This window comes from Rhodococcus sp. 05-2255-3B1 (assembly GCF_002258545.1).
GTDB lineage: Bacteria > Actinomycetota > Actinomycetes > Mycobacteriales > Mycobacteriaceae > Rhodococcoides.
Window position 1 is genome coordinate 302,079 of the sequence record NZ_NOZC01000004.1, and the last position, 25,487, is coordinate 327,565.

Here is a 25,487-nt window from a genome sequence, read left to right on the forward strand (position 1 = left end):
ACTCCTTCGAAACTCACTTCGGTACAGACGGAAAACACCACTGCCACGTATCTCAGTTGCCGCCGGTGTCCGGCTGGGGAGCCGGCGTCGCTTCCGCACTCGGGTCGGCCGCATTCGGATCGGCCGCGTTCGGGTCGGCGGGGCCGCCCGGATCGGTCGGGACGACGGGGTTGGTGTTCGGGTTGTCGAGCGAGATCCGTGAACCGATGGGGTCGACCTTGTTGGTCTTCCACACCCCGTCGACCTCTTCCATGGCCAGGCGCATCGTCAGCTTGCTTCGCTCGACGCGATCGGGCCAGGTGGTCGTTGTCGCGATGACCACAAGAGCGGTGGCGGTGTTCTCGTCCGTGCTCAGCTCCGTCAGCGTGCCGTGCAACACCTCGGCCTCGCTCTTGGCACCGGACTGACGAACCTGATCGGTGATGCCCGAGCGCGTCTGCTCGAGGTCGTTGAGCATCAAGTCGCCGGTGATGGACGACTTCATGTTGTCGAACGACTGATCGATTTGAGCCGCGTCGACCGTGTTGAGGTTGACTGCCGCCTGCTGCGCTCCGGTGAGCGCCGCGTCCCTGGTGTCCGCGGTGGGCTTCTGGCTCAGAAGCGCGTTGCCCCAGCCGTACCCGAAGAACACTGCCGCTGCGAGAGCGGCCACGGCGATCACCGTGACGACGGCAAACAGAATTTTCGCGGTCTTGTTGCGCCCTGGAGTCGCTGGGGACTCCAGGGCTTCGGTGCTCGAGTTCACACTTTCCACCCTACTACTCGGTAATATCCGGCCGAACCGCCCTCGGCCCGACGATAGTGCTGAGCAGCAGTTTTGCCGATTCCACTACTTCGGCGTGACGCCGATCAGCGGTGCCAACTGAGTGGCGATGGGGTTGAGGTTGAGCTTCTCCGGATCGACCTTGGGCTTGAGATCCCACGGCTGCGGTACGTCCGGATCGGCGAACACGATGCGGTTCGCGCTACGGACACCCGTCACGCTGCCCTGCGGTGTAGCGCAGTTCGCGTCGAGGTTCAGCGGGTAGTTCTCCCGAGTCGGATCGAAGTTCGGGTTCTTCCGCTTCTCCTCGTCGAGGATCGCCTGGCTTCCCTCGTAGCCGACCGTGCACGGCGGCGGATTGTTGACCTCGAGCAACAGACCCTGATGGATCGTGCCGTCGTTGGGGACGATCGTCGAGATACCGGCACCGAGAGCAGGCAGGAACGTCAGGAACGGACGAAGCGCGACGTATCGCGGTTCGGCTTGAGCGGCAACCAGCGCAAGGTTGTTGATATCGGTGGTCAAGGCCGGACCCGCATCGGTGATGAGACCACCGAGCTGATCGCCCGCCGCGGTACCGGTATCGATCAGGCGGCGGATGTCGGGATCGCTGGACTTCAGCTGAGCCGTCACCTGATCCAGGCTGGTGCTGAACTCTCGAATCAGATCCGACTGCTCGGACTGCGTGTTGAGCACCGGCACCGCGTCACGCACCAGTGCGAGCGTCTGCGGCAGCGCCTCGTTGCCTGCCTCGGAGATGTTCCCGAGCGAATCGACGAGGGACGCGAGATCTGTGCCCTTGCCGTCGAACGCCACACCGAGCTCGTTGACGACGCGCGTCAGCGTGTCCAGAGGTACCGAGCGGACCAACGTGTTCGTGTTGGCGAGGACGTCCTCCACCGGCACGGGCGTGGTGGTGTCGGCCTGAGCGATCTGCGAACCGTCGACCAGGAACGGGCCCTGATCGGTGTCGGGCTGGAGGTCGACGTACTGCTCACCGATCGCGGACCGGTTGGCCACCACGGCCTTCGTGTCGGCCGGGATGTCGGGCCCGCCGTTGTCGAGCATCAGCGCGACTCGGACGCCGTCCTGTGTCAGTTCCAGATCTCCGACGGTCCCCACCGGAACACCTCGGTAGGTGACCTCGGCGTTGGAGAAGATGCCACCGGAATCGGCCAGGTTCAGATCGACCTGGTATTGCCCGAACCCGAGCATGTTGTCCAGCCGCACGTACTTGGCACCGACGAAAACCAGACCCAGAACCGCTACGACGACGAATAGGACCAACTGAATACGAACCAGTCTCGATCTCACTGTCCAACTCCGAATCGCTCGAGCAGATCGTTCAACGGTGCCAACGGATCGGCAGGTGCGGGCGCAGCGGCTGCAGCGGCCTGCTCGTTCGCAGGTGCACCCGGGCCGGGAACCGGTGACGGGATGATCGGCGGCAACGGCAGCAGTGAGATCGTCGGCCAACCCGGCCGAGGTCCGTTTCCGTTGTAGTACGGATTCGACGGGTCGACCACCGGCAGCGTGTTGCCGTACTTGGGCTGGATGTAGACCGGATCGCCTTCACCGACGCCGAAGTTGCGCAGCGCAGTTCCGATCGACAGGTCCAGTGAGAGGAACAGGTTCGCGGAGTTGCCCTCGATGATCTTCTCGGTGCCGTCGGCGAACGGCAGCGTGGGGATGACCGCGAGCGAGGTGACCACGTCGTCCGCCGAATCGGCCAGGGCCTGCAGCGTCGGGCGCAGTGCCCGCAGGTCTGCGATCAGATCGTCCTTGGAACGGTCGATCACGTCGGTGCCCACGGCTCCGAGTCGGTCGAGCGCGCCGAGCATCTCGGTCAGCTGCGGACGCTGCTGCTCGAGAACTTCGGTGGCGATCGGCAAGTCCTTCAGCACTGCGTCGATCTTGTCGGTCTGCGTGTTGACGCGGCCGCTGAGAGTGTCGAGACCATCGATGGCGCGGGTGATGTCGTCCCGCTGCTGGTTGAGGCCGTCGATCAGCGTGTTCGCCTGCTGCAGAAGCTCTTTGGTCCTACCTTCGCGACCGTCGAAAGCCGTGCTCAGTTCCTTGATGATCGGCGAGAGCTGCCCGACGCCGCCACCGTTGAGCAGCAGCGACAGCGCGCCGAGTACCTGCTCGATGTCGGTGGCATGACGGGTGCGATCGAGCGGAATGGTGTCGCCGTCCTGCAGCCGCGCTGCCGACTCGTCACCGGGAGGTGCCGAGAGCTGCACGAACTTCTCACCGAGCAGGTTGGTCTGCTGCACCGATGCGATCGCGTTGGCGGGCAGATCCACGTCTGAGTTGAGGATGACCTCGACGTCGGCCGTCCACCCCTCGTTCGGGACGGAAATGGAGTCGACCCGGCCGACGGCCACACCGTCGACCTTGACGGTCGACTGCGGGACGAGGTCGAGCACGTCGTCGAACTGCACCGTCAGGTTGAACGGGTTGTCACCGACATCGGCACCGCCGGGAAGCGGGATGGCATAGATGCCTGCCGACGAGCAGGCTCCGGCCGACAGAGCGACCACACAGACGCCCGCTCCGACGACCAAGGAACGCTTCACACGAGCTCGATTCCGTTTCACAGAGGTTCTCACTGTCCCCCACCTCCGATGTACGACTGCTCCAGTCCGGGCATCGTGCTGTTTCCGAGCCTCGGCGAGACGACGCCGGGAACGGTGCCGGGAACGGACACGTTCTGCTCGATGTCGTTGGTGAGAACACCGAACGGCAGCACGATCCGGTTCTGGTCGGCGATCGGGGCCTGGATCATCGTGGTGATGTTGGCGCACTGATCGATGATCGGCTGGATCTGCGCACCGAGGGCCTCGAAGCGCGGATCGCCGGGAACGAGCTTGCCGAGATCGATGAGCCGGCACACGGTGCCGAGCGGATCCTGCGTCTCGTTCTGGAGGTTGGCGCGCGAGGCGAGCGTGCCTGACTCCGCGTCGTAGGCGTTCACCAGGTTGCTGATGGCCAGCGGCAGCAATGTGAGCGTCTGCACCAGCTGCTCACGTTTGTCGGCGAGCGTCTGAGTCGGAACCACGAGACCGTTTGCGGCATCGGTCAGTTCGGTCCGGTTGTCCGCGACGAACGTCGCCACGTCGCCGAGCGAGACCGACAGCTGTTGAAGTGCAGCTCCCAGGTCCTCGCGCTGGCCCGACAGGAAACCGGTCAGGTCGGCCAACTGGGTGTTGAAGTTGCGTACCTGCTGGTCGTTGACGGCCAGGGCACTGACGAACGTCTGCAGGTTCTTGATCGTGTCGAAGACGTCGGTGCGCGAGTCGCTCAGCGTGCGGCCGGCAGCCGAGAGCTGAGTGATGCTGTCGCCCAACGCTTCACCGTTGCCGTCGAGGTTCGCCGCGCCGGTGTTGACCAGGTCGGTGAGCGCGCCGTCCTTGTTGGCACCGTCGGGACCGAGGGCGGTCGAGAGGTCGTTGATGGACTTGTACAACTCGTCGACCTCGACGGGGGTGGCGGTGCGATCGCGACCGATCGTCGTGCCGTCGGCCATGGTGTCGCCGCCGGTATAGACGGGCGAGAGCTGGACGTAGCGATCGGCGACGAGCGACGGGCTGACCTGTACGGCCTTGGCGTCGGCCGGAATGTCGATCCCGCGGTCGACACGAAGCACGACCTCGACGTCGTCACCGAGCGGCGTGACGGAGTCGACCGTGCCGACCTTGACGCCCAGCACCCGCACCTCGGAGCCGGAGTAGATGCCGACCGATTTGTCGAAGTACGCGGTGATCTTGGTCGTACCGGCCCTGGTGAACAGCCACCAGCCGGCGACGGCCAACACCAGCGCCACGATCACGACGACGGCGATGAGCGCGAGCTTGTTCTTGTTTCTCGGTGCTGCCTGCGTGTCTGTCATCATTCCCCCGGCAACTTGTCGAGCGAGGGCTGGCGGTAGCCAGGTATCAACGGAACTCCGGGAGGTGTGAGGTTGGCCAGCGTGATGTCGAGCCATCGACCGTTGCCGGTGACGTTCGTGTAGAGCCGAATGAACGGTTCGTACAGCTCGAGCGCGCGGTCGAGGTTGTCGTTGTTGCGCTGCAGGATCTCGATGACGCCGTTGAGCTGCTGCAGCATCGGGTTGATGGTCGCCTCGTTGTCGCGAACGAGACCGGTCAGCTCCTGCGACACGCGCTGCGTGCCGGTGAGCAGCTGCGAGATCGCCTGCTGGCGGTTGTTGAGCTCTTCGAGAAGCGGACCGGCATCGGTGATCAGCTTGTTGAACTGCTCGTTGCGGTCGGCCAACACCTTCGACGTCTCACCGGTGGCCTCGAACAGCTTCTTGAGCTCCTCGTCGCGGCTGGCCACGGTCTGCGACAACCGGGTGACGCCGTCGAGCGAGGCACGGATGTTCGGAGGCGTCTCGGAAAACGCCTCGGACAGAGTCCGCATACTCGTCGCGAGCTGATCGGTGTCGATGTCGTTGATGGTCGACGCCGCATCGGAGAACGCGTCGATGACGTCGTACGGGGACGTGGTGCGCTCGAGCGGGATCGGGTCCTTGGGGCTCAGTGTGTCCGGCCCACTCGGGTCCAGCGCGAGGTACTTCTGTCCCAGCAGGGTCTTGATCGCGATAGCGGCCCGTGACTCGTTACCGACCCAGGCGTCCTGCACCGTGAAGTCCACGAGTACTCGGTCGCCTTCGAGACGCACGTCGGTCACCTTGCCGACCTTGACGCCCGCGATGCGCACTTCGTTCGACGGCTTGAGACCCGCTGCCTCGCTGAACTCGGCGGTGTACACCGAGCCGGCACCGATGATCGGGAGCCGGTCGAGAAAGAAGACCGACATCGTGGCGAGCAGGATGATGGCGATGCCCAGTGCACCGATGGTGGCCGGACTACGACGAGATGTCATTGTTTGATCCCCCCAGCTTTGCAACGCTCTGCCGAGTTCGTGTAGAGCGGCTGGTTGACGGTCGGAAGCCCGGTCGGCAGATTCAGGTTCGGCGAGTTACCCGGTCCGGCGACGATGTCGATGCCGCAGAGGTAGAACGTGAACCAGGATCCCTGCTGGGCCGTGCGAATGAGCTTGTCGAGTTTGACGGGCAGATTTCCGAGGACAGCGTCGACGTCGTCGCTGCGGCGGTTGATCGTCTCGGACAGTGTGTTCAACGCAGTCACCGATCCCTGGATCGACGGCCTGGTCGGCTCGAGCAGGTCGGCGGTCGCGTTGGTCAGACCGGCGAGCGAGGTGACGGCCGAGCCGACCACATCACGATCGGCCGACAGACCCGAGACGAGCTGCTGGGTGTTGACGATCAGGCTGTCGAGCTGGCCGTCGTTCTGGTTGACCGTCGCCAGCACGTTGTTGAGATTGGTGATGACCTGGCCGATGACCTGATCCTTGTCGGCGACGGTATTCGTCAGCGTCGCCGTGTTGGTCACCAACTCGTTGATGGTGCCCGACTCCCCCTGGAACACCTGGATGATCTGGTACGACAGCTTGTTGACGTCGTCGGAGCTGAGCGTGGTGAACAACGGCCGGAAACCGTCGAACAGCGTGGTCAGATTCACCGCAGGCTTGGTCCGCTCCAACGGAATGGTCGCACCTTCGGTGATCTTCTGCCCCTGGTCCCCCGAGCCCTGCTCGATGGCGATGTAGCGCTGACCGACCAGGTTCCTGAACCGGATGGTCGCCGTCGAGCTGGCGGGCAGCCAATCCCGACTGCTCAAGGTGAAGTCCACTTTGGCTTCGCGCTCGTTGGCGATCTCGATCGAGTCGACCTGGCCGACGCGAACGCCGGCGATACGAATCTCGTCGCCCTCGTTGAGCGAAGTGACGTCGGTGAAGATCGCCGAGAACTTGGTGCCGCCGCCACCGCTGGAATTGGCGATGGTGAAGGCGAGGGTGGCCGTGGCAAGGATCGTGATCACGGCGAACACGATCAACTTGATGATCGGCGCGAGAAGGCCTCTCATGGCACGGTCACCTCCACTCCCCTCAATGCCGGTGCGCCGATAGCGGCCGCCCACGACGGAATACTGTCCGGTGCAACACCACTCGCCTGTCCGTAGATCACGGCGAGAGTGTCACGCTCGAAGTCCGAGCCCTCGTAACTCGCCGGCTGCGCAGACGCGGAAACGGCGGGAACGATGGAGCTCTGAGCCGACTTCGGGGGTCCCTGTCCTTCGATCACCTGCGGGCCCGGGTTACGGGTCGGCACCTGGTAGGAACCGTCGTTGATCGAACCTCCCGGATACTGCGGGAAGAACTCACCCGGTGCAGCAGGCTCGAAGCAGGTGGCTCCGCGATCGTCGAACAAGCGCGGCTCGTCCTGGTTCGGCAAGTAACGGCCCTTCGGGTTGACGAACGATGCGGACACGTTGATGCCGGGGTACTCGTCGCCCTCGCCGAGCACGACCTTGCCGCGCCTGGCACCTTCGGCGAACTGGGTGAACGTGCAGCCGAACGTCGGGGAGAACTCGGCCAGCAGCTCGAGGGCTTCCCGAGAGTTCGCGGCCAATCCGATCAGATTCTCGGAGTTGGTCTGCAGGAAGTCCGCGGTGGTGTAGGACGCAGAGGTCAGCGAACCGTACAGCGTCTCCAGGCTGGACTGCCGCTCCACCACGGTGTTGCCCGTCGTACGCAGATTGTCCAGTGCCGAGATCAACTCGGGCGCAGCGTCCGCGTACGTCTGGGAGAAGTCGGCGAGCCCGACGAGCGTCTGCTGAATGTTGGGCAGCTCGGTGTTCAGACCGGAGACGACGTTGGTCAGGTTGTCGATGGTCTGTCCGAGCTGCTCGCCGCGTCCGCTGAGGCCCTGCGCCAACGACCCGAGGGTGTTGGCCAGATCCTGCGGCGGAATCGCCTGCAGCAGCGGGAGCAGTCCGTCGAGCAACTGCCCGACCTCGATAGCGTTTCCGCTGGTGTCCTGACGCAGGACCGTACCGTCGGTGATCGGCGACGCCGAGTCGTTCTCGGGCACGATCAGCGAGACGTATCGCTCACCGAACAGCGTCTTGGGAAGCAACCGCGCCGTGGCGTTGGACGGAATCAGTGGAGCCTTGTCCGGGTCGATCGCGAGCTGCGAGGTGACCACGCCGTCGACGGTCGATGCCGAGCGCACCTCACCGACGATCATTCCGCGGACCTTGACGTCCGCGTTCATCGGCAGTGCATTGCCGACGGAGTCGGTTTCGAGACTGACGTTCACCACCGACTTGAACGTCTTGTTGTAGGACGTGATGCTCCATCCCAGGAACAGGATGAGCACCAGGAAGAACGCCAAACCGAGCAGTACTCGCTTCAGTCGCGACGGCGAGTCGATCATCCCGCAACCCTCACTGTGGTGGTCGTGCCCCAGATGGCGAGGCTCAAGAAGAAGTCCAGCACCGCGATCGTGACGATCGCGGTACGAACGGCACGGCCCACTGCGACGCCGACACCGGCAGGTCCGCCGGAGGCGTGGTAGCCGTAATAGCAGTGGATCATGATCAGGACGAAGGCGAAGATCAACACCTTCAGGAACGAATACAACACGTCTTCCGGAGGTAGGAAGAGGTTGAAGTAGTGGTCGTAGGACCCGGTGGACTGCCCGTTGAAGATGGTGCTGATCCCTCGGGACGCGACGTACGACGCCAGCAGTCCGACGATGTAGAGCGGGATGACGGCCACGAAGCCGGCGATCATGCGGGTGGTCACCAGGAACGGCACGCTGGGAACCGCCATCACCTCGAGGGCATCGATCTCCTCCGAGATCCGCATGGCACCGAGCTGGGCCGTGAAGCCACAGCCGACAGTGGCCGACAGCGCGAGTCCGGCGACGATAGGCGCGATCTCACGGGTGTTGACGTATGCGGACAGGAAGCCGGTGAGCACGGAGCTACCGAGCTGCTCGAGTGCGGCGTAACCCTGCAGACCGACGACGATGCCGGTGAAGCCGGACATCATCACGATCACGCCGATGGTTCCGCCGATGACCGCGAGCGCGCCACTGCCGAAGGTGACCTCGGCCAGCAGGCGGAGCACCTCCTTCTTGTAGTGCACAGCGGTCTTGGGAATCCACCCGATGGCCCGAAGGTAGAACGACATCTGCTCGCCGGCGCGGTCGAGCACGTTCAGTGGGGCATTGCCGACGCGCTTGACGCGCATCAGCGTGCGGTCACCGCGACCTCGTGCGATCGTCATCGCGGTTACGCTCCCTTTGCTGGGACGACCTGGAGATACACCAGGGTCAGGATCAGGTTGGCGAAGAAGAGCAGCAGGAACGTGATGACAACCGTCTGGTTCACTGCCTCGCCGACGCCCTTGGGTCCGGGATTGGGATTGAGCCCCTTGTAGGAGGCGATGATGCCCGCGATCAGTCCGAAGATCGCCGCTTTGGCTTCTGCGACATAGAGATCCGGGAGCTGCGCCAGCGCACCGAATGACGCCAGATACGCACCGGGGGTACCACCCTGGAGGATCACGTTGAAGAAGTATCCGCCTGCGATACCGACGACCGAGACCAGCCCGTTGAGCAACAGTGCGACGAGGATCATCGCGAGCACTCGCGGAACGACGAGACGATGCACGGGGTCGATGCCCAACACCCGCATGGCGTCGATCTCCTCGCGAATGGTGCGCGAGCCGAGGTCGGCCGTGACTGCAGAGCCGGCGGCACCGGCCACCAGCAGCGCGGTCACGATCGGACTGCCCTGCTGAATGACCGCCAGCACACTGGCCGCACCGGTGAACGACTCGGCACCGAGTTGCTTGATCAGCGATCCGGTCTGCAGCGAGACGACCGCGCCGAACGGAATTGCGACGAGCGCCGTCGGCAAGATGGTGACGCTGGCGATGAACCAGGCCTGTTCGATGAACTCTCGAAACTGGAACGGCCTACGAAAGGTGTTTCGGACGACCTCGACGAACAGTTCGACGATATTGCCGGCTTGTGTCAGAGCGGCGTTCGCCGGAGCGAACGCGGACTTCTTCGATCCCGCCATGTCTGCTATTGACCCCGACCTTGAGTCGGAGCCTGGTAGCCCTGCTGGTCGTAACCCTGCTGGTCGTAACCCTGCTGGTCGTAGCCTTGCTGGTTGTACCCCTGCTGGTTGTAGCCCTGCTGGCCATATCCCTGCTGGTCGTACCCCTGCTGGTCGTAGCCCTGCTCGTCGTAGCCCTGCCGGCCTGCGTACACCGGCTGCTGACCCGGATCGGTGGTGTCGAGGCTTTCCTGGATGGCGACCTGCGCGTTGTGCGGCAGGGTGTGCATGATCTGGCGCACCCGTTCCTGCCTACGCCCGACGGCCTGACGAACCGGAGTACCGGGAGTGGCCTTCATCTGCGGCACGATGCCTTCGACGTCGTCGACGCCACCGGCGTGGTGCCCGGCGTCGACCATGGCCTGCTCCTGCGCCATCTGCGCCTCGTCCTTCTCCTCCGACATACCGATCGGGCCGATCATCGTTCCGTTGAGGAACTGCTTGACCACCGGCTCGTCGCTCGTCAGCAGCACCTCGCGCGGACCGAACATGACCAGCTGGCGACGGAAGAGCATACCGATGTTGTCGGGCACCGTCCGGGCGAGGTTGATGTTGTGCGAGACGATCAGGATCGTGGCATCGATCTCGGCGTTGATGTCGATCAGGGTCTGCGAAATGTAGGTGGTGCGAACGGGATCGAGGCCCGAGTCCGGCTCGTCGACCAGGATGATCTCGGGATCGAGCACCAGGGCGCGGGCCAGTCCGGCGCGCTTGCGCATACCGCCGGAGATCTCACCGGGCAGCTTGTCCTCGGCACCGAGCAGACCGGTCAGTTCGAGCTTCTCCATCACGATCTTGCGGATGTCGGACTCGGACTTCTTGGTGTGCTCACGCAACGGGAACGCGACATTGTCGTAGAGGTTCATCGAGCCGAACAGTGCGCCGTCCTGGAACAGCACCCCGAACAGCTTGCGGATCTCGTAGAGCTCTCGCGAGGAGCACTGCAGGATGTCGGTTCCGTCGATGAAGATCTTGCCCTGCTCGGGACGCAGGAGACCGATCAGCGATTTCAGGAAGACCGACTTGCCGGTACCGGACGGACCGAGCAGAGCACTGACTTCACCCTTCGGCAGGGTCAACGTCACGTCCTGCCAGATCTTCTGTACCCCGAAAGACTTGGTCAATCCCTCGACCGAAACCTCGACTCCCACGCTGACCTCCACAATTCGTACACATCGACCCAGATGTGGGTTGCGTCACTGTAACCCATGCACGTGTCCGCTCCGACACAGGAGCTTACCGCCCAGTAAGAACTTCCCCGAGTCAGGCTGTAGAGCTTGCATCAGTGTGGCTCATCTCACGCGACACGGACGCCGACTCGCCAGAACTGTGACAAGTCCCTGCGTGAGGAAGCTGTGACACACCACAAAAAATGACGGCCAAAACCCTTCGGAACGCTTCGGACTTCGGCGAGGTCGAGTAAACAGCGGCGCAGAGCGGGTGTCACGCGATCCGGCGGAGTCCGTGACCGATCACAACGACGAGTCGGTCGGAGCTACCGGAAACACAGAAAAGGGGCCGCCCCCACCTGAGTGGGAACGGCCCCTCGACTCGCTCTCGAATTCAGAGCGTGAAGTACGACTGCAACGAAGCGGTCTTACTTGACGGAGATCTTCGCGCCGGCAGCTTCCAGCTTCTCCTTGGCAGCATCGGCTGCGTCCTTGGCGACCTTCTCCAGGATTGCCTTCGGAGCGCTCTCGACGAGGTCCTTGGCTTCCTTCAGGCCGAGGCCGGAGACGACCTCACGGACGACCTTGATGACCTGGATCTTCTTGTCGCCGGCCGACTCGAGGACGACGTCGAACTCGTCCTGCTCCTCGGCAGCGTCAGCGCCACCGGCTGCCGGTGCACCGGCAGCGGCGACGGCGACGGGAGCGGCTGCGGTGACCTCGAAGGTCTCCTCGAATGCCTTCACGAACTCGCTGAGCTCGAGGAGGGTGAGCTCCTTGAACTGGTCGAGCAATTCTTCGGTGCTGAGCTTCGCCATGGTGGCGGGTCCTTCCTGTAAGTACCTGGTCGCTGATCCGCGACTGGTGTTCGGTGATGGTGTGGAGCTGAGCTGTTCGCCGATACCAGCGGATCAGCTTTCGGCGGGAGCTTCCGCCGGTGCTTCTGCTTCTGCAGGTGCCTCGGCCGCGGCGGGTGCGCCGGCAGCCTTCTTCTCCTGCAACGCGAACGCCAGACGCGCGAACTGCGATGCGGGAGCGTTGAACAGGCCTGCAGCCTTCGACAAGTTGCCCTTCATGGCGCCGGCAAGCTTGGCCAACAGGATTTCGCGCGACTCGAGGTCTGCGATCTTGTTGATCTCGTCCACGGACAGCGTTGCGCCGTCCATGTAGCCGCCCTTGACGATCAAGGCCTTGTTGTCCTTGGCGAAGGCCTTGATGGCCTTCGCTGCGTCGACCGGCTCGCCCTTGATGAATGCAATGGCGGTCGGTCCGACGAACAAGTCGTCGAGGCCGGTGATGCCGGCCTCGGCTGCTGCGCGCTTGACCAGGGTGTTCTTGGCGACGGAGTACGTGGCACCTTCGCCGAGCGCACGCCGGAGCTGAGTCAGACCGGACACCGAAAGACCACGGTATTCCGTGACGACGGCAGCCGTCGAACCCTTGAACTGTTCGGTGATCTCCGATACTGCTGAGACCTTTTCGGGCTTTGCCATACTTCGCCTCCTCTCGTGGGAAGTTGTGTCGATCGCGAGAGGGCCGGAAAACGACGAACGCCCCGGCGCAAGAAGCACACGGGGCGTGAACGAGCGGGCAGCCACGAGGGCTGCATACAGGTTCCCTACCTCGTTCTCCTGCGTGGGCCGTCCGAAGCGATCTCGGACCTTCAACCGCGCAACTCCCGGAAGTGAATCCTTCGAGAAGGCGGTGACCAACGGTCTTGGGTAGAACTTGATTGGGCGATCAGGGCACGAGTGCGAGCATTCGTGTTCCGGACCGTCGACCAGGCTACAACACGTTCGGTGCCAACTCCAAAACGTTCGGCGTTCGCACCGTCAGATGCGCACCCCGTAGAGAACCAGGTTGCGCTCGTAGCTGCCCACCGCTGCATCGAAGTCACCCGAACAGGTGATGAGCCGAATCTCGTCGGCAGGCACCGCTCCGAAGACCAGTGCGGTCGGGAACTCGGTTTTGCCGTAGTCACCGATCCGATCGATTCGGTACGTGGTTCGGCCACCCGCCTCGTCCTCGACCTCGACGACATCTCCGGTTCCGAGTTCCGAGAGGCGATCGAACACCGCAGGACCGGTCGTCGAGTCGACGTGCCCGGCTATCACCGTCGGACTGCCGATCGCACCGGGTCGGCCACCTCCGGTGAACCACCCGACGTCGTCGTAGTCGGTGGGCACCTGCATCTCCCCCGACTCGGTGAGCCCCAGGCCGATCAACGGCTCGTCGAGACCGATGTCCACGGCGCTCACCCGCGTCGGGGCCGGTGTCACCGAGTCCACTGCGGGCGCAGTCGGGGCAGTGCCCGACAACGGCTGCGAGGACACGGGGACGGCCGGTGGTGACGGCTGCGACGGCTGCGGTGACGGTGAGGAACAACCCACCACCACCATCACCGCCGCCGCGATCAGAACCGAATATCTCAGCTCCGCACCTCACGTCGAGCCGCGAACGTCACGCCCGCGACGACCATCGCACCCAGAGCCACTGCACCGACGACGGGCAGCACCGAGCTCGACGCCGTATCGGCCGCCGCGAGCGACGATCCACCGCCTCCGGTCGCAACGGACCCGACCGGAATCTGGGTGAGCTGGCCGCGCACCGCTCCCGCCGAGAAATCGACGGTGTGAGTGTCGGCGGCGAAGGCCGCGGGATCGGCTTCGATCCGATCGAGCGTGAATCCGGTACCGCTGTCGGCGGTGGCACCGGCCGGAGTGAGCCCGGTGGTGAACGGTCCCTGCATGCAGCCGCTGCTGGTGCGTGGGCCGTCGCCGATGGGCGTCGGGTTCGGGAATGCCAGACGCGGAGGTCCTGCTGCGCCCGCCGCAGCCTGGTGAATGTGCGTGGCGGTCTTGGCCGGGCTCATGTAGTCGCCGGTGACACCATCGAGCGCAATGTCGTAGCAGACGATGTCGAGGTCCGAGTTGATGCGCAGCGTGAAGGTACCCATCGCGCCGGGCTGCCCCGGAGTGGCGACGCCCTCACCGTTGAGCACCTGGTCGGGAGTGGCCATGGCCGTGAACGCGCTGGTGAACGAATCCGGTTCGGCGACAGGCGTATCGGCACCGGCCGGGGCAGCGGCGAACAGCATCAGGGCCGCGGTACCACCGACGAGCGCTGTGGCGGTGGATCGGATCGACGTGGCCGGGCGTGGAATCGAGCGTCTGGTCATCTCGTGTGCCTTCCGTGGGAGTATCGGGCAAGCGAGCCCGTGCAAGGTGTACGAGTGCCGATGCCAGAATGTTCAAAGCTCGGTAAAGAAATATTCTCCGCCCTCGTCGTGAACGTCCGAGGGTCCACCGACGTATCCACTGTCATGAGCATCGGGAGCGTGATCGAACTGGACTTCGACGTCGCTGCCGCGTACGACGAGCACGCGTCGGCCATGCTCGGGTTCGCCGTCAACGCTCTGCGCGACAGAACTCTGGCCGAGGATTGCGTTCAGGAGACCTTCTTTCGGGCATGGCGAGCGCGATCCCGATTCGAGCCGAGTCGCGGGTCGCTGCGAACGTGGTTGTTCGCCATCGAACGCAATGTGATCGTCGACGTTCAACGGTCGCTGACGAGGATGCCGATGCCGGCGTCGGACCGGATCGAGGACATCGATCGGGGGTCGGGTGGGGTCACGCGTGACACCAGTCCCGACGTCGACGAGCGGCTCCGAATCATCGCCGCACTCGCCCTGCTGTCCCCCGAGCATCGGGAGGTCGTCGTCGCAGTGCACCTCGGCGGCAGCACCTACGCCGAACTCTCGGAATCGACCGGAGTTGCCGTACGAACACTGCGCACCCGCACCTTCTATGCACTGCGGGCCCTACGAGACCACCTCGACGGACAGGAGGAATCATGAGCGCATCACCCGATCGCCGAGCCGAGTTGATCGCCGCTGCCGTCGGCGACGATCTCGACGACGCCGAAGCCGCCGAACTGCGGGAACTCGCTGCGGCGGATCCCACGGTCGACACCGAGATCGCCCAATTGCGCGAGATGACGGACATCCTGGGCCGCCGTGGACCGACCCAGCCCTGGCTCGAATCCGCGACGCCACCCGACCTGCGCGAGCGAATCCTCGTCGCGACGGGCCGCTCCCCGCGAGAGCGATCCGGATCGCCGCGATTCGGTATGCAGCGATTCGGAATGCAGCGCAGATCGGCAGGTCTGGCCGCTGCGGCCGCGATCGTGGGGGTGGTGGTCGGCGGTGGGGCCGTGCTCGGGGTGGACGCCTACCGCCAGCCCGCGGATCCACCCACCGCGATCACCGGTCCACCCGGAACCCTCGGCGCGTACGAGGAAATCGCGTTCACGACGAGTGCGCCGAGCGTCGACGTAGAAGGAGGTCTGGTCGCCCACACCTGGGGCACCGAGACCGTTCTGGAGATGGAGGGCATCTCCGATCGTGGACCGTACGAGGTGGTTCTCGTCGACCGGTCGGGTGTCGAGCGCCCGTCCGGCACGTTTCTCGGTAGTGACATCACCATCGAGTGCCGCATGAACGCCGCGGTACTGCGCCAGGATGTGACCGACATCGAGATCCGCTCGGCCGGCGGCGAAATCCTCGCGAGCGCTCAGCTGCCGACGGCCTCGTAGCACCCGGAGTCGACTCTCCTGCGGTTCGACCCGGGCCACCAGTTCCGCTCACCGAAGAGCTTCATCATCGCGGGCACCATCATCATCCGCACCAGCACCGCGTCGAACAGCACTGCAATGGCGAGAGCGAAGCCGAACTGTTTGAGCTCGAGAACGTCGGCGGTGAGGAAGCTGGCGAACACGGCGATCATGATCGCGGCGGCGGCCGTGATCGGTCTGGCGGTGTGCTCGATACCGTCGACGACGGCCACGTCGTTGCTCGCTCCCCGCACGAACACCTCACGCATGCGGCCGATGAGAAACACCTCGTAGTCCATCGACAGGCCGAAGACCACTGCGAACACCGTCACCGGTAGATACACCTGGATGTAGCCCGGGCTTTCGAAGCCGAGAAGGCCCGACCCCCAACCCCATTGGAAGACGGCGACGGTCGCACCCAACGCTGCTCCGGTGACGAGCAGGTTCATGGCGACCGCCTTGAGCGGAATCACCACGCTGCGGAAGACGACTGCCAAGTACACGAGCGAGAAGGCGAGAACGGCGGCGACTACCCAGGCGAACTTGCCCGAGATCTCGTCGGAGGCGTCGACCACCAGTGCGGTGGTGCCACCCACGGAGACGCTCGTGCCGTCCGTCTCGCCTGCAGCGACCGCCTGCTCACGCAGGGATCCGACGAGATCGGAGGCCTGAGTCGAGTCGATCGGCACCGACGGAACCACGATCAGCAGCGACCGCCCGGCCTCCGGCTGCGCCAAAGCGTAGGCGACGCGATCGTCCCCGCGCACGGAGTCGGCGAAGGCGTTGACGGTGGCCATCTGCTGCGGTTCCAACGGACTGTCGTTCTCACCCGTGAACACGATGGTGATGGGTGAGATGGTCCCGGGCGCGAACTTCTCGGTCAGGACCGTGTTGGCCCGTCCCGACGGTTCGGCGCTCAGCGCTTCGGCACCGAGGTCGACACCGTACGAGATGGAACCGATGGGAATCAGGCAGACGAGGAGGACCGCGGCCGACGCGGCCGTGTAACGCCACGGGCGCTCGATGACGTGCTGCGCCCATCTCGACCACCACGTGGGCACCGCGGCGTCGTGCTCGTCGACCGACGGGGGTTGGAATCTGCGCGGCAGCGACCACGCTCCGATGCGTGTGCCCAGTACCGCGAGAATCGCCGGCAGCAGGGTCCAGGCGACCACGACCACGGTGGCGATGGTGAGTGCGACGACCAGCGAGATGCTGCGTACCGCGGGGACATCGACGATGGCCAGGGCTCCGAGTGCGATCAACACGACCAGTCCGGAGATGACGATGGTGTGCCCGGCGGTGCCCATGGCCGCCCCGACGGCGCGCTCCGTCCGGTCCGGATCGTCCGAGGGTCCGGCTCGCCCGATCTCCTCCCGGAATCGACTGACGATGAACAGCGCATAGTCGATTCCCAGACCCAGACCGAACATCGCCGCGACGGTGGTGACGAGAACGTCGAACGTCATCACGTTGGACAACAGCGCGAACATTCCGAATGCCGCCAGCACGCCGATGCCGGTGGAGACCAACGGCACGATACCTGCGACCATCGACCCCACCGCCAGGATCAAAACCACGAAAGCGATGGGAAGACCGATGCTCTCGGCCCGTACGGCATCCTCGGATTCGACGCGGGTGAGATCGACCGTCATCGGGGAATACCCCGTCACCGCCACCTCGACGCCGTCGCCGGATGCCGCGTCGATCATCTCCTGCACGCGTTCTGCGACCGCGATCCGATCGCTCGCCTCTCCGCCGATACCGACGAACGCCAGCGCCGACGTGCCGTCCTGCGAAATCGTCGGGACGAAGCCCGCGGTCTCGTAGGGGTCGACGACCCGCAGCACGCCCGGGGACTGCCGGAGCCGACCCACGACCTCCCCCACTCGCTCACGGAACGCCGGGTCGGATGTGTTCACCGATTCGGAGGTGAACGTGACGACGAGTTGTTCCGAGCCGAACGACTCGAAGTGGCGCTCGATCAGATCGTCGGCCCGGCTCGATTCGGTGCCCGGCACCGAGAAGTTGGCTCCGACCAGCGAATTCTGCAGCGCCGGATACGCAACCGCCGATCCCACCGCCAGCAGCGTCCAGATCGCCAGCACCACCCAACGCCGACGCGCCACGAGCCGACCCCACCGGTCGCCGATGTTTCCCCTCGTCACCTGCGGGTCGAATCGCGAGATCGTGTCGGTCATCTACGTCAACTCCCGGCTGAAGATGCGGTAGGTGCGATGCGGAGCGAGCTTCGTTCGGGTCAGGACCGAGCCCCTCATCCACGGACTGTCGTCGAGCACAGGAGCCGCTTCGACGCGAGTGAACCCGAGGTCGCGCATGCGCACCGACATCTCCATGATCAGCAGGGAGGACACGGCTCGATCGGGGCAATCGGGATCGACGAACAGCATGTCCACCCGCACGCCGTCGATGACCTCGGTTCGACCCGGACGCTTGACGTGCCACAGCGTCACCAGGTCTCGCGCCCAGCGAGACTTCAGGTGCGCCGCCTTCGCGGCGGCCTGATTGACGTCCGGGATTCCCATCAGGAAGCCGACGGGCTTGCCGTCGAGTTCAGCCAGCAGGGTCAGCCTGCGGTCGATGACCGGAAGCATCATCTTGAGCAACTCGAACAGCTCGGTGTAGGACAGCGGCGAAAAGCCCCAGAAGTTCACGAACGTCTTGTTGTAGAGGTCCCGCACGATGCGCGCGTCGCGCCGCAGCGTCCGGTACTTCATCGACCGGAACGTCACCTCGGATCGCGCCTTGATCTTCTCGAAGATCTGCATGTGCCGCGCGTATTTGGGGTCGTTGTAGATGATGCACGGGTCGTCGAAGAGGTAGCTGTAGAAGTCCTTGACCGCCATCAGACCCCACTTCTCGAAGTGGGCGGCGTAGTAGTGCGGATTGTGCGGCATCCCCACCAGCGGCAGTGCCGGGGTCTCGTCGACGACGATGCCTGCGCTGTAGAACATCGACGGCCCGAAGGGGCCGGAGATGGTCGCGAGCCCGCGAGCCGAAAGCCATTGCGCCGCAGCGTCGAGCAATGCTCTCGCAACGTCGTGATCGTCGACGGCCTCGTAGAAGCCGAAGAAGCCGATCGACTCCCCCGTGTACTCGGTGAACGACAGGTCGTGGATGGCCACGACGCGACCGACGGCGATTCCGTTCTCGCGCGCCAGGAATGCTTTCGTGATGCGAGTGGCGGCGACCGAGGACGGCGGTGCGACGAGCACTCGACGCAGGTCTATCGACTCGTCGGGAAGGCGGTGCGGATCGCCTTGGTAGACCAGGTCGGAGACGGCCTCGAACTCGCGCCAGCCTGCTTTGCCGTCGACCTCTTCGATCGTGATCATCGTTCCTCTTCGTTCTGTTGACTGCCGTCGACGAGGATCGGTGAACGGGCCACCGTCGTCTCCCCGGCGAACACGTAATTGCCTGGCCGGACGGTGATCTCGTCGACGAGTGCGTCCGGCACGAACACATCGCACTGAGAACCGAAGCGGATCATCCCGTACTGCTCGCCGCGTTCGACGGTGTCACCGACGGCGACGTGCGCGACGATGCGGTCGACCCAGAGATCGGCAATCTGCGTCACCGTCACCACGGCACCGGACTCGTGCTCGATCGAGATGGTGAGCCGCTCGTTGGTGAGCAGGTAGTCGCAGCCCTCGTCGTACGGAGTGCGTCGGGTCAACAGGTTCGCGCCGACCCTGGCCATCGACTTGTTGAACGGTGCAGCCGACCGGTGGCGACGCATGCCGACGGTGCCCGCAACCGGAATTCGATTGCGGTGCACCGAATATTCGGACATGTAGATCCCGATCAGGTAACCGCTGTCGGTCGAGCTGACTCCGGCGATCTCGTCGAGAACGATCGTCCGCCCTTTCTTGACGGCGAACGCGGTACTGCCCGCCTCCACGCGTTTGACGTACGTGACGAACCCGTCGGCCGGCGCGACCACCGCCCGCGGATCGGCGGGCGGTTCGCGGTGCGGGTCACGGAAGAAGAACCGCGTTCGCCAGTACACGAACAGCGCGAACGGAGCTGCCGGCACCACGGCGAGGCCGAGTGTCCACCGAATCCACGACATCAGCTGTGCCGCTGTTCGTCGACGCTCTCCGACCAGGTCACGAAGGCATCGGCCGCCCGGATCCGCACCGAGGCGGGCAGCAGCCCGATCAGCCCGCACACCACGTAGAACCCGAGCGAGAGAACGCCGTTGGTCACCTCACGGCCGATGGGTACGTCCCGTAGGCGCACCGAGGTGGGTTCGAATCCCTCCGACACGTCAGTTGACGGCGGCGGGCGTGAGCGTCTTGAGCTGTGCTTTGTCGAAGTAGAGCTCGAAGAGGCGACGGTGATCGCACCACGAGATGTCGTGGTCGACCGGCAGGATGGCCTCGGGCTTGTGCACCAGGCGCATGAGCTTGTCGATGTTGTCGGCCAGCATCGTCTCGGCGAACCGAGGTGAGATGCGTACGCTGACGCGCTCCTTGAACTCGTCCCAACTCACCAGATCGAGCCCCAACAGTTCGGCATAGAGATCGTGACCGTAGCCGGTGGGATTGCTCGGCAACAGTCTCGTCAGAGGATGACCGCGCAGCGAGTTGCTCGCCATCACGTCACACATCACGTCGACGGGGACGTAGTTCATGCCAGGGCCGTCCCAGATGGCACCGGCAGCGATCGCCAGTTCGATGATCCGCCAGAAACTGTAGACCCGGCCAGGATCACGCCCGAGTTCGGTGCTGCCCAGGATGTAGGGGGCTTCGCACAGGGTGACGGAGTAGGTGTCCGACATCGACAGCCAGCCCAGCAGCGTTGCGTTGACCCACTTCATCTGCGCGTATCCGGAGTACCACCACGAATCGGGACGACGGAAGTCCTCGGGCTTCTGGTACAGGTGGGCACCGATGCTTCCCACGTACGTCAGGTGCTTACGGGTGGAGGTGATGCTGAATTCGAGGATCCGCAGCACGCTGACGAACCAGTCGTCGCGCAGCTCGGCGTAGCTCTCGGTGTAGTCGGTCGAACTGGCGCAGTTGAAGATCTGCCCCACTCCGGCAGCCAGGTCGTAGTAGGCGGCCTTGTCCAGACCGAACCGGAACTTCGTCGGCGTGCCCTCGACGATGCGGATCTTGCCGGCGTCCACCACGATCTCGTACTGATCGAACGTGCGCTGCAGACGCTCGAGAGCCGTCTCTTCCTCGGTGGAACGAACCATCGCGTAGACGACCTCGACGGCGGAATCACGAGTGAGGCGGCCGATCAGGTGAGCACCGAGAAAGCCGTTGGCTCCGAACACGAGTGCGGTATCGGTGCGCGGCGCTGCCATGTCTGCCACCCGTCTGCGAGTGTCCTCGTCGACGAACGGTCGCAGCGCCGTCGGATCGCCGTTGCTCAGAGCAACGACGTCGGCGTACTTCCCGGCGAACCGTAGCCCCGGGCATTCGTTGGTGATCAAAGCGTCTGCGTGCGGCCAGATCGGACGCAACGATCCGTCTCCGAACAGTGCTTCTACGTGCATTCGTGCTCCCCTGCAACGGTCGGTGTCCCACATCACTCGGACGGGCAGACGTTAGCAATGACGGAGCCGGACAACCGGATGACCGAGAAAGTCTGGTATAGCCCACAGTGACGCTCAACTGCCGTTGAGAGGATTCCCAACAAGACACAGAAAGTCGGCGTTCTGATTGGTACGCGTTACGACCGAAACGCGTTATGCAGGACAAGATGGGTCGTTCGAAGGTCTAATCGGTCTTCATGACTGCCGTAGAGCCACACCCCCTCCTGCAACCCGTACGCGATCCGAGCGGCGGGGACGCTGCGGCTGCATGGGCGGCGATCGTGCGCGAGGAGCCGCGCTACCCGAGAGTGTCGGTCGCGGCGAACGTCCGCATTCCGATGAGCGACGGAACTGTGCTGCGCGCATACGTCTTTCGCCCCGCGGACGCGTCGGGACGAGCGGTGGAGGGCGCGTTTCCCACCGTCCTGAACCTCACGCCCTACAACAAGCTGCTGATCAAGGGCATCGACACCATCCTCGAGACCCCGGTTCTGGGTCGTGCGATCCGAGCTTTCTCGTCCGCGTTCGACCTGACCGGAACCAGGTTCGACGGCATCACCGAGCTCACCCGGGTGGTAGCGGGCGGGGCGGCCGACCTGCTCTCGGTCAACCGTCATCTCGTGCGCAGCGGGTACGTGCAGATGATCGTCGACGTCCGCGGCACCGGAAGTTCCTCGGGCACCTGGGACGTGCTCGGCCGCCGGGAACAGCTCGACTCGCTCGAGGTGATCGAATGGGCCCGACGCAGGCAGTGGTGCAACGGCAGGATCGGGATGGCCGGAATCTCGTACTCCGCCATCAACGCCCTGCAGGCCGCAGCCAAGCAGCCTGCAGGCCTCGACGCGGTGTTCGCGGTCGAGGGGTCGGTGGACATCGTGCGCGAGATCTTCGCCACCGGAGGTGCCACCTCGGCGTTCATTCCGCTGTGGCTCGCGGCCGTCAACGGGCTCAAATGGGCACCTGCGATCGGCGGAATCGACCCGCTCGCCTGGCTCCGCGATCGCGCTCGATCCCCGGCCACGAATCTGCTCGACCTGGCCAAAGGCTTTGTCTCGGGCGGAGACCCGCGAATCTACGACAACGAGTACTACGACACCATCGATGCCGTCATCGAAGACATCGCGGCACCGACATTTCTGTACGGCTGCTGGCACGACATCTTCGGCGGGTCCGCACCCGACATCTACAACCGCCTCCCTCTCGAACGCGGATACAAGCAGCTGCTCGTCGGCGACGGATACCACGGCAACCCGGGAATCGGGTTCGGCGAGCCGGGCTTTCCACCTCGCCTGGACGTACTCGAACGCGCTTGGTTCGACAAGTGGCTGCGCGACGTCGACAACGGAATCGAGAACTACGGCCCCGTCACCCTGCGTCAGCAGGGCGGCAATTGGACTGCGCACGGGCGCTTTCCGGCTCCCCAGGCGCAACCGCGCCGGCTCTACCTGTCGGCAGCGGCATCGGGCACCGCGCCCCACGCCGTCGCCGACGGCAGCCTCACCGGCCTGCCGAGCGCCGAGTCCGATGTCCTGACGGTGCGCCCCTCGCTGCGAGCCGTCGTATCTCGGGACACCACACAGGTTCTCGCCGGTGTGACGGCAGTCCTGGGCGGCGGCTTCACCTACGACAATCGATTCGCCGAGGGCGGCGCAGTCACCTTCACCACCGCGCCTGCCGAGTCGGACACCGTGCTGTCCGGCCCCATGAATCTGCATGTGCGCGTCGTCTGCCATGCGCCGGAAGCGATGTGGGCCGTCATGGTCTGCGACGTCTCCCCGAGCGGCCGGTCGATCGTGCTGAGCAACGGTGCCCTGCTCGCCTCACGCCGTGCCGTCGACGACGAACGCTCACTGTTCGCTCCGAACGGCGATTACACCCGCCCGTACCATCCGCTCACCGAGGCAGCGCTGCTCCCGGTGCCCGTCGGCAGACCCATCGAACTCGACATCGACATCCTCACCACCGAAGCCGTCATCGCATCCGGCCACCGCCTCCGCGTGAGCGTATTCGCCACCGACACACCGCGGTTCATCCCGATTCTGCCGGATCTGGTGCGTACGCGTCTGCGCCGACAGGACATCGACATCGACCCGGACGATCCGAGCTACCTGGTGGTGCCGGTACTCGGTGAGCCAGGCTGGTAGGAACGAGACCATGAGAATCGAACAAGGTGTCGCGCCGACGAACTCCGTCGAGATCGCATACGAGGACATGGGGTCGACCGACGATCCCGCAGTGCTGCTCATCATGGGCCTGTCCGCGCAATTGACGTTGTGGCCCATGGACTTCTGCACCCGTCTCGTCGACGCCGGCTACCGGGTGATCCGCATCGACAACCGCGATATCGGGTTGTCCACCAAGATGACCGGGCAGAAGGTACGAGGTTCCCAGATCCTTCGGCTGATCCGGCACGAGTTCGGGATGTCCTCGGACGTGCCGTACACGATCACGGACATGGCGGCCGACGCCGTCGGCGTGCTGGACCATCTCGACATCGACTCGGCGCACGTCGTCGGTGCCTCCATGGGCGGAATGATCACCCAGGTGTTCGCCGGAAGTTATCCCGACCGAACGAAGTCTGTGGGCATCCTCTTCTCGAGCACCAACGAGCCGTTTCTACCGCCACCCGACCCACGCGCGCTGCTGCCGCTCATCGGCGGCGTCGGGAAGGACGCCACCAAGGACGAGATCATCGCGCACTCGGCGAAGACGCTCGCCGCGATCGGCTCCCCCGGCTACCGCACTCCGCCGGAAGAGCAGCTCGAGATCGCACAGGTGATGTACGAGCGGAACTACAACCCGTCCGGTGTAGTCCGGCAGATGGCCGCCATCACCGGCACCGGCAGTCTGCGGCCGTACACGAAGAAAATCACCGCACCCACCACGGTCATCCACGGCACCGCGGACAAACTGGTGCGACCGTCGGGAGGCAAGGCCATCGCCCGTGCCGTCCCCGGGGCCGAGTTGACGCTGATCGACGGCATGGCCCACGACCTGCCCGCAGCACTGCTGGACCGCATCGCCGGGATCATCCTGGCCAATTTCGCGCGAGCTGCGTAGCACCACGGACCTCATCACGCAACGAAGGCCGGCACCCGATGAATCGGTGCCGGCCTTCGTGATGATGCTGAACTGATTTACGCGTTCGCGTCGTCCTCGAGGAGGTTGCGCGTGCGGTTCGGATCGACCTGGACGCCGGGTCCGGTGGTGGTCGAGACGGTGACCTTCTTGACGTAACGACCCTTGGCCGACGACGGCTTCGCACGCAGGATCTCGTCCAGCGCAGCGCCGTAGTTCTCCACCAGCTTGGTCTCGTCGAACGAGGCCTTGCCGATGACGAAGTGCAGGTTGGCCTGCTTGTCGACGCGGAAGTTGATCTTGCCGCCCTTGATGTCGTTGACGGCCTTGGTCACATCGTTGGTGACCGTGCCCGTCTTCGGGTTCGGCATCAGGCCACGCGGTCCGAGGACACGGGCGATACGGCCGACCTTGGCCATCTGATCCGGGGTGGCGATCGCGGCGTCGAAGTCCAGGAATCCGCCCTGGATGCGCTCGATCAGATCTTCTGCGCCGACCACGTCGGCTCCTGCTGCCTCGGCCTCTGCAGCCTTCTCACCAGCGGCGAAAACAATAACCCGAGCGGTCTTGCCGGTGCCGTGGGGAAGGTTGACGGTGCCGCGCACCATCTGGTCGGCCTTGCGAGGGTCGACGCCGAGACGCACTGCGACCTCGACGGTGGGGTCGAACTTGCTCGACGCGGTCTCCTTGGCCAGCTTCGCGGCTTCGAGAGGCGAGTAGAGGTTGTCCTGGTCGATCTTTGCGGCCTGCTCGAGGTAGGCCTTGCTGCGCTTTGCCATGTCTTACTGTCCTTCGTTCGAGTTCAGTGTGGTTGACGAGCCTGGCCGGCTCTCCCACGTGTCTTGCTTGACGGCTGAGAATCAGCCTTCGACGGTGATGCCCATCGAGCGAGCAGTGCCGGCGATGATCTTCGCGGCCTGATCGATGTCGTTGGCGTTGAGGTCTTCCTGCTTGGTCTTGGCGATCTCGCGCACCTGGTCCATGGTCACCTTGGCGACCTTGGTCTTGTGCGGCTCGCCGGAACCCTTCGCCACGCCTGCGGCCTTGAGCAGCAGCTTGGCAGCGGGGGGAGTCTTCAGCTTGAAGTCGAACGTGCGGTCTTCGTAGACCGAGATCTCGACCGGCACGACGTTGCCGCGCTGCGACTCGGTCGCGGCGTTGTACGCCTTGCAGAACTCCATGATGTTGACGCCGTGCTGGCCCAGCGCGGGGCCGACGGGCGGTGCCGGGTTGGCGGCACCGGCCTGGATCTGAAGCTTGATGATCCCGGCTAGCTTCTTCTTCTTCGGGGGCAT

Annotated in this window: 25 protein-coding genes; 4 read left to right on the top strand and 21 right to left on the bottom strand. The window is 64.5% G+C overall.

Features of this window, described 5'->3' with window-relative positions; translation table 11 throughout:
* Nucleotides 1-52: 52 nt before the first annotated feature.
* From CH249_RS03575 to CH249_RS03640, 14 genes are all read right to left on the bottom strand, one after another.
* The gene (locus tag CH249_RS03575) at nt 53-745 is read right to left on the bottom strand and encodes an alanine and proline-rich secreted protein Apa (protein ID WP_256988080.1); all 693 of its coding nucleotides are present in this window, start codon (nt 743-745) and stop codon (nt 53-55) included.
* Nucleotides 746-829: 84 nt separating this feature from the next.
* Nucleotides 830-2,077 carry an MCE family protein gene (locus tag CH249_RS03580; protein WP_094612478.1) on the bottom strand — a complete coding sequence of 416 codons (1,248 nt, stop codon included), beginning with the start codon at nt 2,075-2,077 and terminating at the stop codon, nt 830-832.
* Nucleotides 2,074-3,342: an MCE family protein gene (locus CH249_RS03585; RefSeq protein WP_032393964.1), complete on the bottom strand. Its 1,269-nt coding sequence runs from the start codon at nt 3,340-3,342 to the stop codon at nt 2,074-2,076. Before CH249_RS03585 ends, CH249_RS03580 begins: the two co-directional genes overlap by 4 nt.
* A 29-nt stretch (nt 3,343-3,371) precedes the next feature.
* Nucleotides 3,372-4,655, bottom strand: a complete 1,284-nt coding sequence (locus tag CH249_RS03590) for an MCE family protein (protein WP_032393963.1) — start codon at nt 4,653-4,655, stop codon at nt 3,372-3,374.
* On the bottom strand, nt 4,655-5,653 hold the full coding sequence (locus CH249_RS03595; RefSeq protein ID WP_032393962.1) for an MCE family protein: 999 nt from the start codon (nt 5,651-5,653) through the stop codon (nt 4,655-4,657). Before CH249_RS03595 ends, CH249_RS03590 begins: the two co-directional genes overlap by 1 nt.
* A complete protein-coding gene (locus CH249_RS03600; RefSeq protein ID WP_032393961.1) occupies nt 5,650-6,717 on the bottom strand; it encodes an MCE family protein in 1,068 nt (355 codons plus the stop codon). The genes CH249_RS03595 and CH249_RS03600 overlap by 4 nt, the downstream gene beginning before the upstream one ends.
* Entirely contained in the window at nt 6,714-8,069 is a 1,356-nt protein-coding gene (locus tag CH249_RS03605; protein WP_032393960.1) for an MCE family protein, read from the bottom strand. Before CH249_RS03605 ends, CH249_RS03600 begins: the two co-directional genes overlap by 4 nt.
* Nucleotides 8,066-8,926, bottom strand: coding sequence for an ABC transporter permease (locus tag CH249_RS03610; RefSeq protein WP_027498223.1), 861 nt, complete (start codon nt 8,924-8,926; stop codon nt 8,066-8,068). Before CH249_RS03610 ends, CH249_RS03605 begins: the two co-directional genes overlap by 4 nt.
* A 5-nt stretch (nt 8,927-8,931) precedes the next feature.
* A complete protein-coding gene (locus tag CH249_RS03615; RefSeq protein ID WP_032393959.1) occupies nt 8,932-9,726 on the bottom strand; it encodes an ABC transporter permease in 795 nt (264 codons plus the stop codon).
* Between the two features lie 5 nt (nt 9,727-9,731).
* Nucleotides 9,732-10,916 (bottom strand): ABC transporter ATP-binding protein, encoded by a 1,185-nt coding sequence (locus tag CH249_RS03620; RefSeq protein WP_176459366.1) that lies wholly within the window; start codon nt 10,914-10,916, stop codon nt 9,732-9,734.
* 446 nt (nt 10,917-11,362) lie between these two features.
* Nucleotides 11,363-11,752 (bottom strand): 50S ribosomal protein L7/L12, encoded by a 390-nt coding sequence (gene rplL, locus CH249_RS03625; protein WP_032393957.1) that lies wholly within the window; start codon nt 11,750-11,752, stop codon nt 11,363-11,365.
* A gap of 93 nt (nt 11,753-11,845) precedes the next feature.
* Nucleotides 11,846-12,427 carry a 50S ribosomal protein L10 gene (gene rplJ, locus CH249_RS03630; protein ID WP_032380459.1) on the bottom strand — a complete coding sequence of 194 codons (582 nt, stop codon included), beginning with the start codon at nt 12,425-12,427 and terminating at the stop codon, nt 11,846-11,848.
* Nucleotides 12,428-12,766: 339 nt separating this feature from the next.
* Complete coding sequence (locus tag CH249_RS03635; protein WP_235387007.1) at nt 12,767-13,267, bottom strand: class F sortase; 501 nt, start codon at nt 13,265-13,267, stop codon at nt 12,767-12,769.
* A 95-nt stretch (nt 13,268-13,362) separates the two neighbouring features.
* On the bottom strand, nt 13,363-14,112 hold the full coding sequence (locus CH249_RS03640; RefSeq protein ID WP_094646920.1) for a CHRD domain-containing protein: 750 nt from the start codon (nt 14,110-14,112) through the stop codon (nt 13,363-13,365).
* A 144-nt stretch (nt 14,113-14,256) separates the two neighbouring features.
* On the opposite strand from CH249_RS03640, the gene CH249_RS03645 reads away from it, so the two are divergent.
* Complete coding sequence (locus CH249_RS03645; RefSeq protein WP_256988081.1) at nt 14,257-14,790, top strand: RNA polymerase sigma factor; 534 nt, start codon at nt 14,257-14,259, stop codon at nt 14,788-14,790.
* Entirely contained in the window at nt 14,787-15,527 is a 741-nt protein-coding gene (locus CH249_RS03650) for a hypothetical protein (protein WP_094646918.1), read from the top strand. The genes CH249_RS03645 and CH249_RS03650 overlap by 4 nt, the downstream gene beginning before the upstream one ends.
* Here CH249_RS03650 and CH249_RS03655 read toward each other — a convergent pair.
* Genes CH249_RS03655 through CH249_RS03675 form a run of 5 tightly spaced genes read right to left on the bottom strand, consistent with a single transcriptional unit; the run spans nt 15,506 to nt 21,075 of the window.
* Nucleotides 15,506-17,746: an MMPL family transporter gene (locus CH249_RS03655; RefSeq protein WP_094682202.1), complete on the bottom strand. Its 2,241-nt coding sequence runs from the start codon at nt 17,744-17,746 to the stop codon at nt 15,506-15,508. The genes CH249_RS03650 and CH249_RS03655 overlap by 22 nt on opposite strands.
* On the bottom strand, nt 17,747-18,901 hold the full coding sequence (locus CH249_RS03660) for a hypothetical protein (RefSeq protein ID WP_045199013.1): 1,155 nt from the start codon (nt 18,899-18,901) through the stop codon (nt 17,747-17,749).
* Nucleotides 18,898-19,638, bottom strand: a complete 741-nt coding sequence (locus CH249_RS03665) for a phosphatidylserine decarboxylase (protein WP_045199012.1) — start codon at nt 19,636-19,638, stop codon at nt 18,898-18,900. Before CH249_RS03665 ends, CH249_RS03660 begins: the two co-directional genes overlap by 4 nt.
* Nucleotides 19,638-19,835 (bottom strand): hypothetical protein, encoded by a 198-nt coding sequence (locus tag CH249_RS03670; protein WP_032393950.1) that lies wholly within the window; start codon nt 19,833-19,835, stop codon nt 19,638-19,640. The genes CH249_RS03665 and CH249_RS03670 overlap by 1 nt, the downstream gene beginning before the upstream one ends.
* Nucleotide 19,836: 1 nt before the next feature.
* Entirely contained in the window at nt 19,837-21,075 is a 1,239-nt protein-coding gene (locus tag CH249_RS03675; protein WP_045199011.1) for an SDR family oxidoreductase, read from the bottom strand.
* Between the two features lie 236 nt (nt 21,076-21,311).
* Between CH249_RS03675 and CH249_RS03680 the strand changes: the two genes are divergently transcribed.
* Both CH249_RS03680 and CH249_RS03685 read left to right on the top strand, forming a co-directional pair.
* A complete protein-coding gene (locus CH249_RS03680) occupies nt 21,312-23,258 on the top strand; it encodes a CocE/NonD family hydrolase (protein WP_045199010.1) in 1,947 nt (648 codons plus the stop codon).
* A gap of 10 nt (nt 23,259-23,268) precedes the next feature.
* A complete protein-coding gene (locus tag CH249_RS03685; protein ID WP_045199008.1) occupies nt 23,269-24,174 on the top strand; it encodes an alpha/beta fold hydrolase in 906 nt (301 codons plus the stop codon).
* A 77-nt stretch (nt 24,175-24,251) separates the two neighbouring features.
* Here the strand turns inward: CH249_RS03685 and rplA are convergent, their stop codons facing one another.
* Both rplA and rplK read right to left on the bottom strand, forming a co-directional pair.
* Nucleotides 24,252-24,971 (bottom strand): 50S ribosomal protein L1, encoded by a 720-nt coding sequence (gene rplA, locus CH249_RS03690; protein ID WP_027498276.1) that lies wholly within the window; start codon nt 24,969-24,971, stop codon nt 24,252-24,254.
* Nucleotides 24,972-25,052: 81 nt separating this feature from the next.
* On the bottom strand, nt 25,053-25,487 hold the full coding sequence (gene rplK, locus CH249_RS03695; protein WP_008713829.1) for a 50S ribosomal protein L11: 435 nt from the start codon (nt 25,485-25,487) through the stop codon (nt 25,053-25,055).

Bases quoted from the DNA above. Each gene is read 5' to 3' on its own strand.
- CH249_RS03590 (WP_032393963.1), bottom strand. From the start codon at position 4,655: ATGACAGACACGCAGGCAGCACCGAGAAACAAGAACAAGCTCGCGCTC.
- CH249_RS03595 (WP_032393962.1), bottom strand. From the start codon at position 5,653: ATGACATCTCGTCGTAGTCCGGCCACCATCGGTGCACTGGGCATCGCC.
- CH249_RS03600 (WP_032393961.1), bottom strand. From the start codon at position 6,717: ATGAGAGGCCTTCTCGCGCCGATCATCAAGTTGATCGTGTTCGCCGTG.
- CH249_RS03605 (WP_032393960.1), bottom strand. From the start codon at position 8,069: ATGATCGACTCGCCGTCGCGACTGAAGCGAGTACTGCTCGGTTTGGCG.
- CH249_RS03610 (WP_027498223.1), bottom strand. From the start codon at position 8,926: ATGACGATCGCACGAGGTCGCGGTGACCGCACGCTGATGCGCGTCAAG.
- CH249_RS03615 (WP_032393959.1), bottom strand. From the start codon at position 9,726: ATGGCGGGATCGAAGAAGTCCGCGTTCGCTCCGGCGAACGCCGCTCTG.
- rplL (WP_032393957.1), bottom strand. From the start codon at position 11,752: ATGGCGAAGCTCAGCACCGAAGAATTGCTCGACCAGTTCAAGGAGCTC.
- rplJ (WP_032380459.1), bottom strand. From the start codon at position 12,427: ATGGCAAAGCCCGAAAAGGTCTCAGCAGTATCGGAGATCACCGAACAG.
- CH249_RS03640 (WP_094646920.1), bottom strand. From the start codon at position 14,112: ATGACCAGACGCTCGATTCCACGCCCGGCCACGTCGATCCGATCCACC.
- CH249_RS03645 (WP_256988081.1), top strand. From the start codon at position 14,257: ATGAGCATCGGGAGCGTGATCGAACTGGACTTCGACGTCGCTGCCGCG.
- CH249_RS03650 (WP_094646918.1), top strand. From the start codon at position 14,787: ATGAGCGCATCACCCGATCGCCGAGCCGAGTTGATCGCCGCTGCCGTC.
- CH249_RS03655 (WP_094682202.1), bottom strand. From the start codon at position 17,746: ATGACCGACACGATCTCGCGATTCGACCCGCAGGTGACGAGGGGAAAC.
- CH249_RS03660 (WP_045199013.1), bottom strand. From the start codon at position 18,901: ATGATCACGATCGAAGAGGTCGACGGCAAAGCAGGCTGGCGCGAGTTC.
- CH249_RS03665 (WP_045199012.1), bottom strand. From the start codon at position 19,638: ATGTCGTGGATTCGGTGGACACTCGGCCTCGCCGTGGTGCCGGCAGCT.
- CH249_RS03675 (WP_045199011.1), bottom strand. From the start codon at position 21,075: ATGCACGTAGAAGCACTGTTCGGAGACGGATCGTTGCGTCCGATCTGG.
- CH249_RS03680 (WP_045199010.1), top strand. From the start codon at position 21,312: ATGACTGCCGTAGAGCCACACCCCCTCCTGCAACCCGTACGCGATCCG.
- CH249_RS03685 (WP_045199008.1), top strand. From the start codon at position 23,269: ATGAGAATCGAACAAGGTGTCGCGCCGACGAACTCCGTCGAGATCGCA.
- rplA (WP_027498276.1), bottom strand. From the start codon at position 24,971: ATGGCAAAGCGCAGCAAGGCCTACCTCGAGCAGGCCGCAAAGATCGAC.
- rplK (WP_008713829.1), bottom strand. From the start codon at position 25,487: ATGCCCCCGAAGAAGAAGAAGCTAGCCGGGATCATCAAGCTTCAGATC.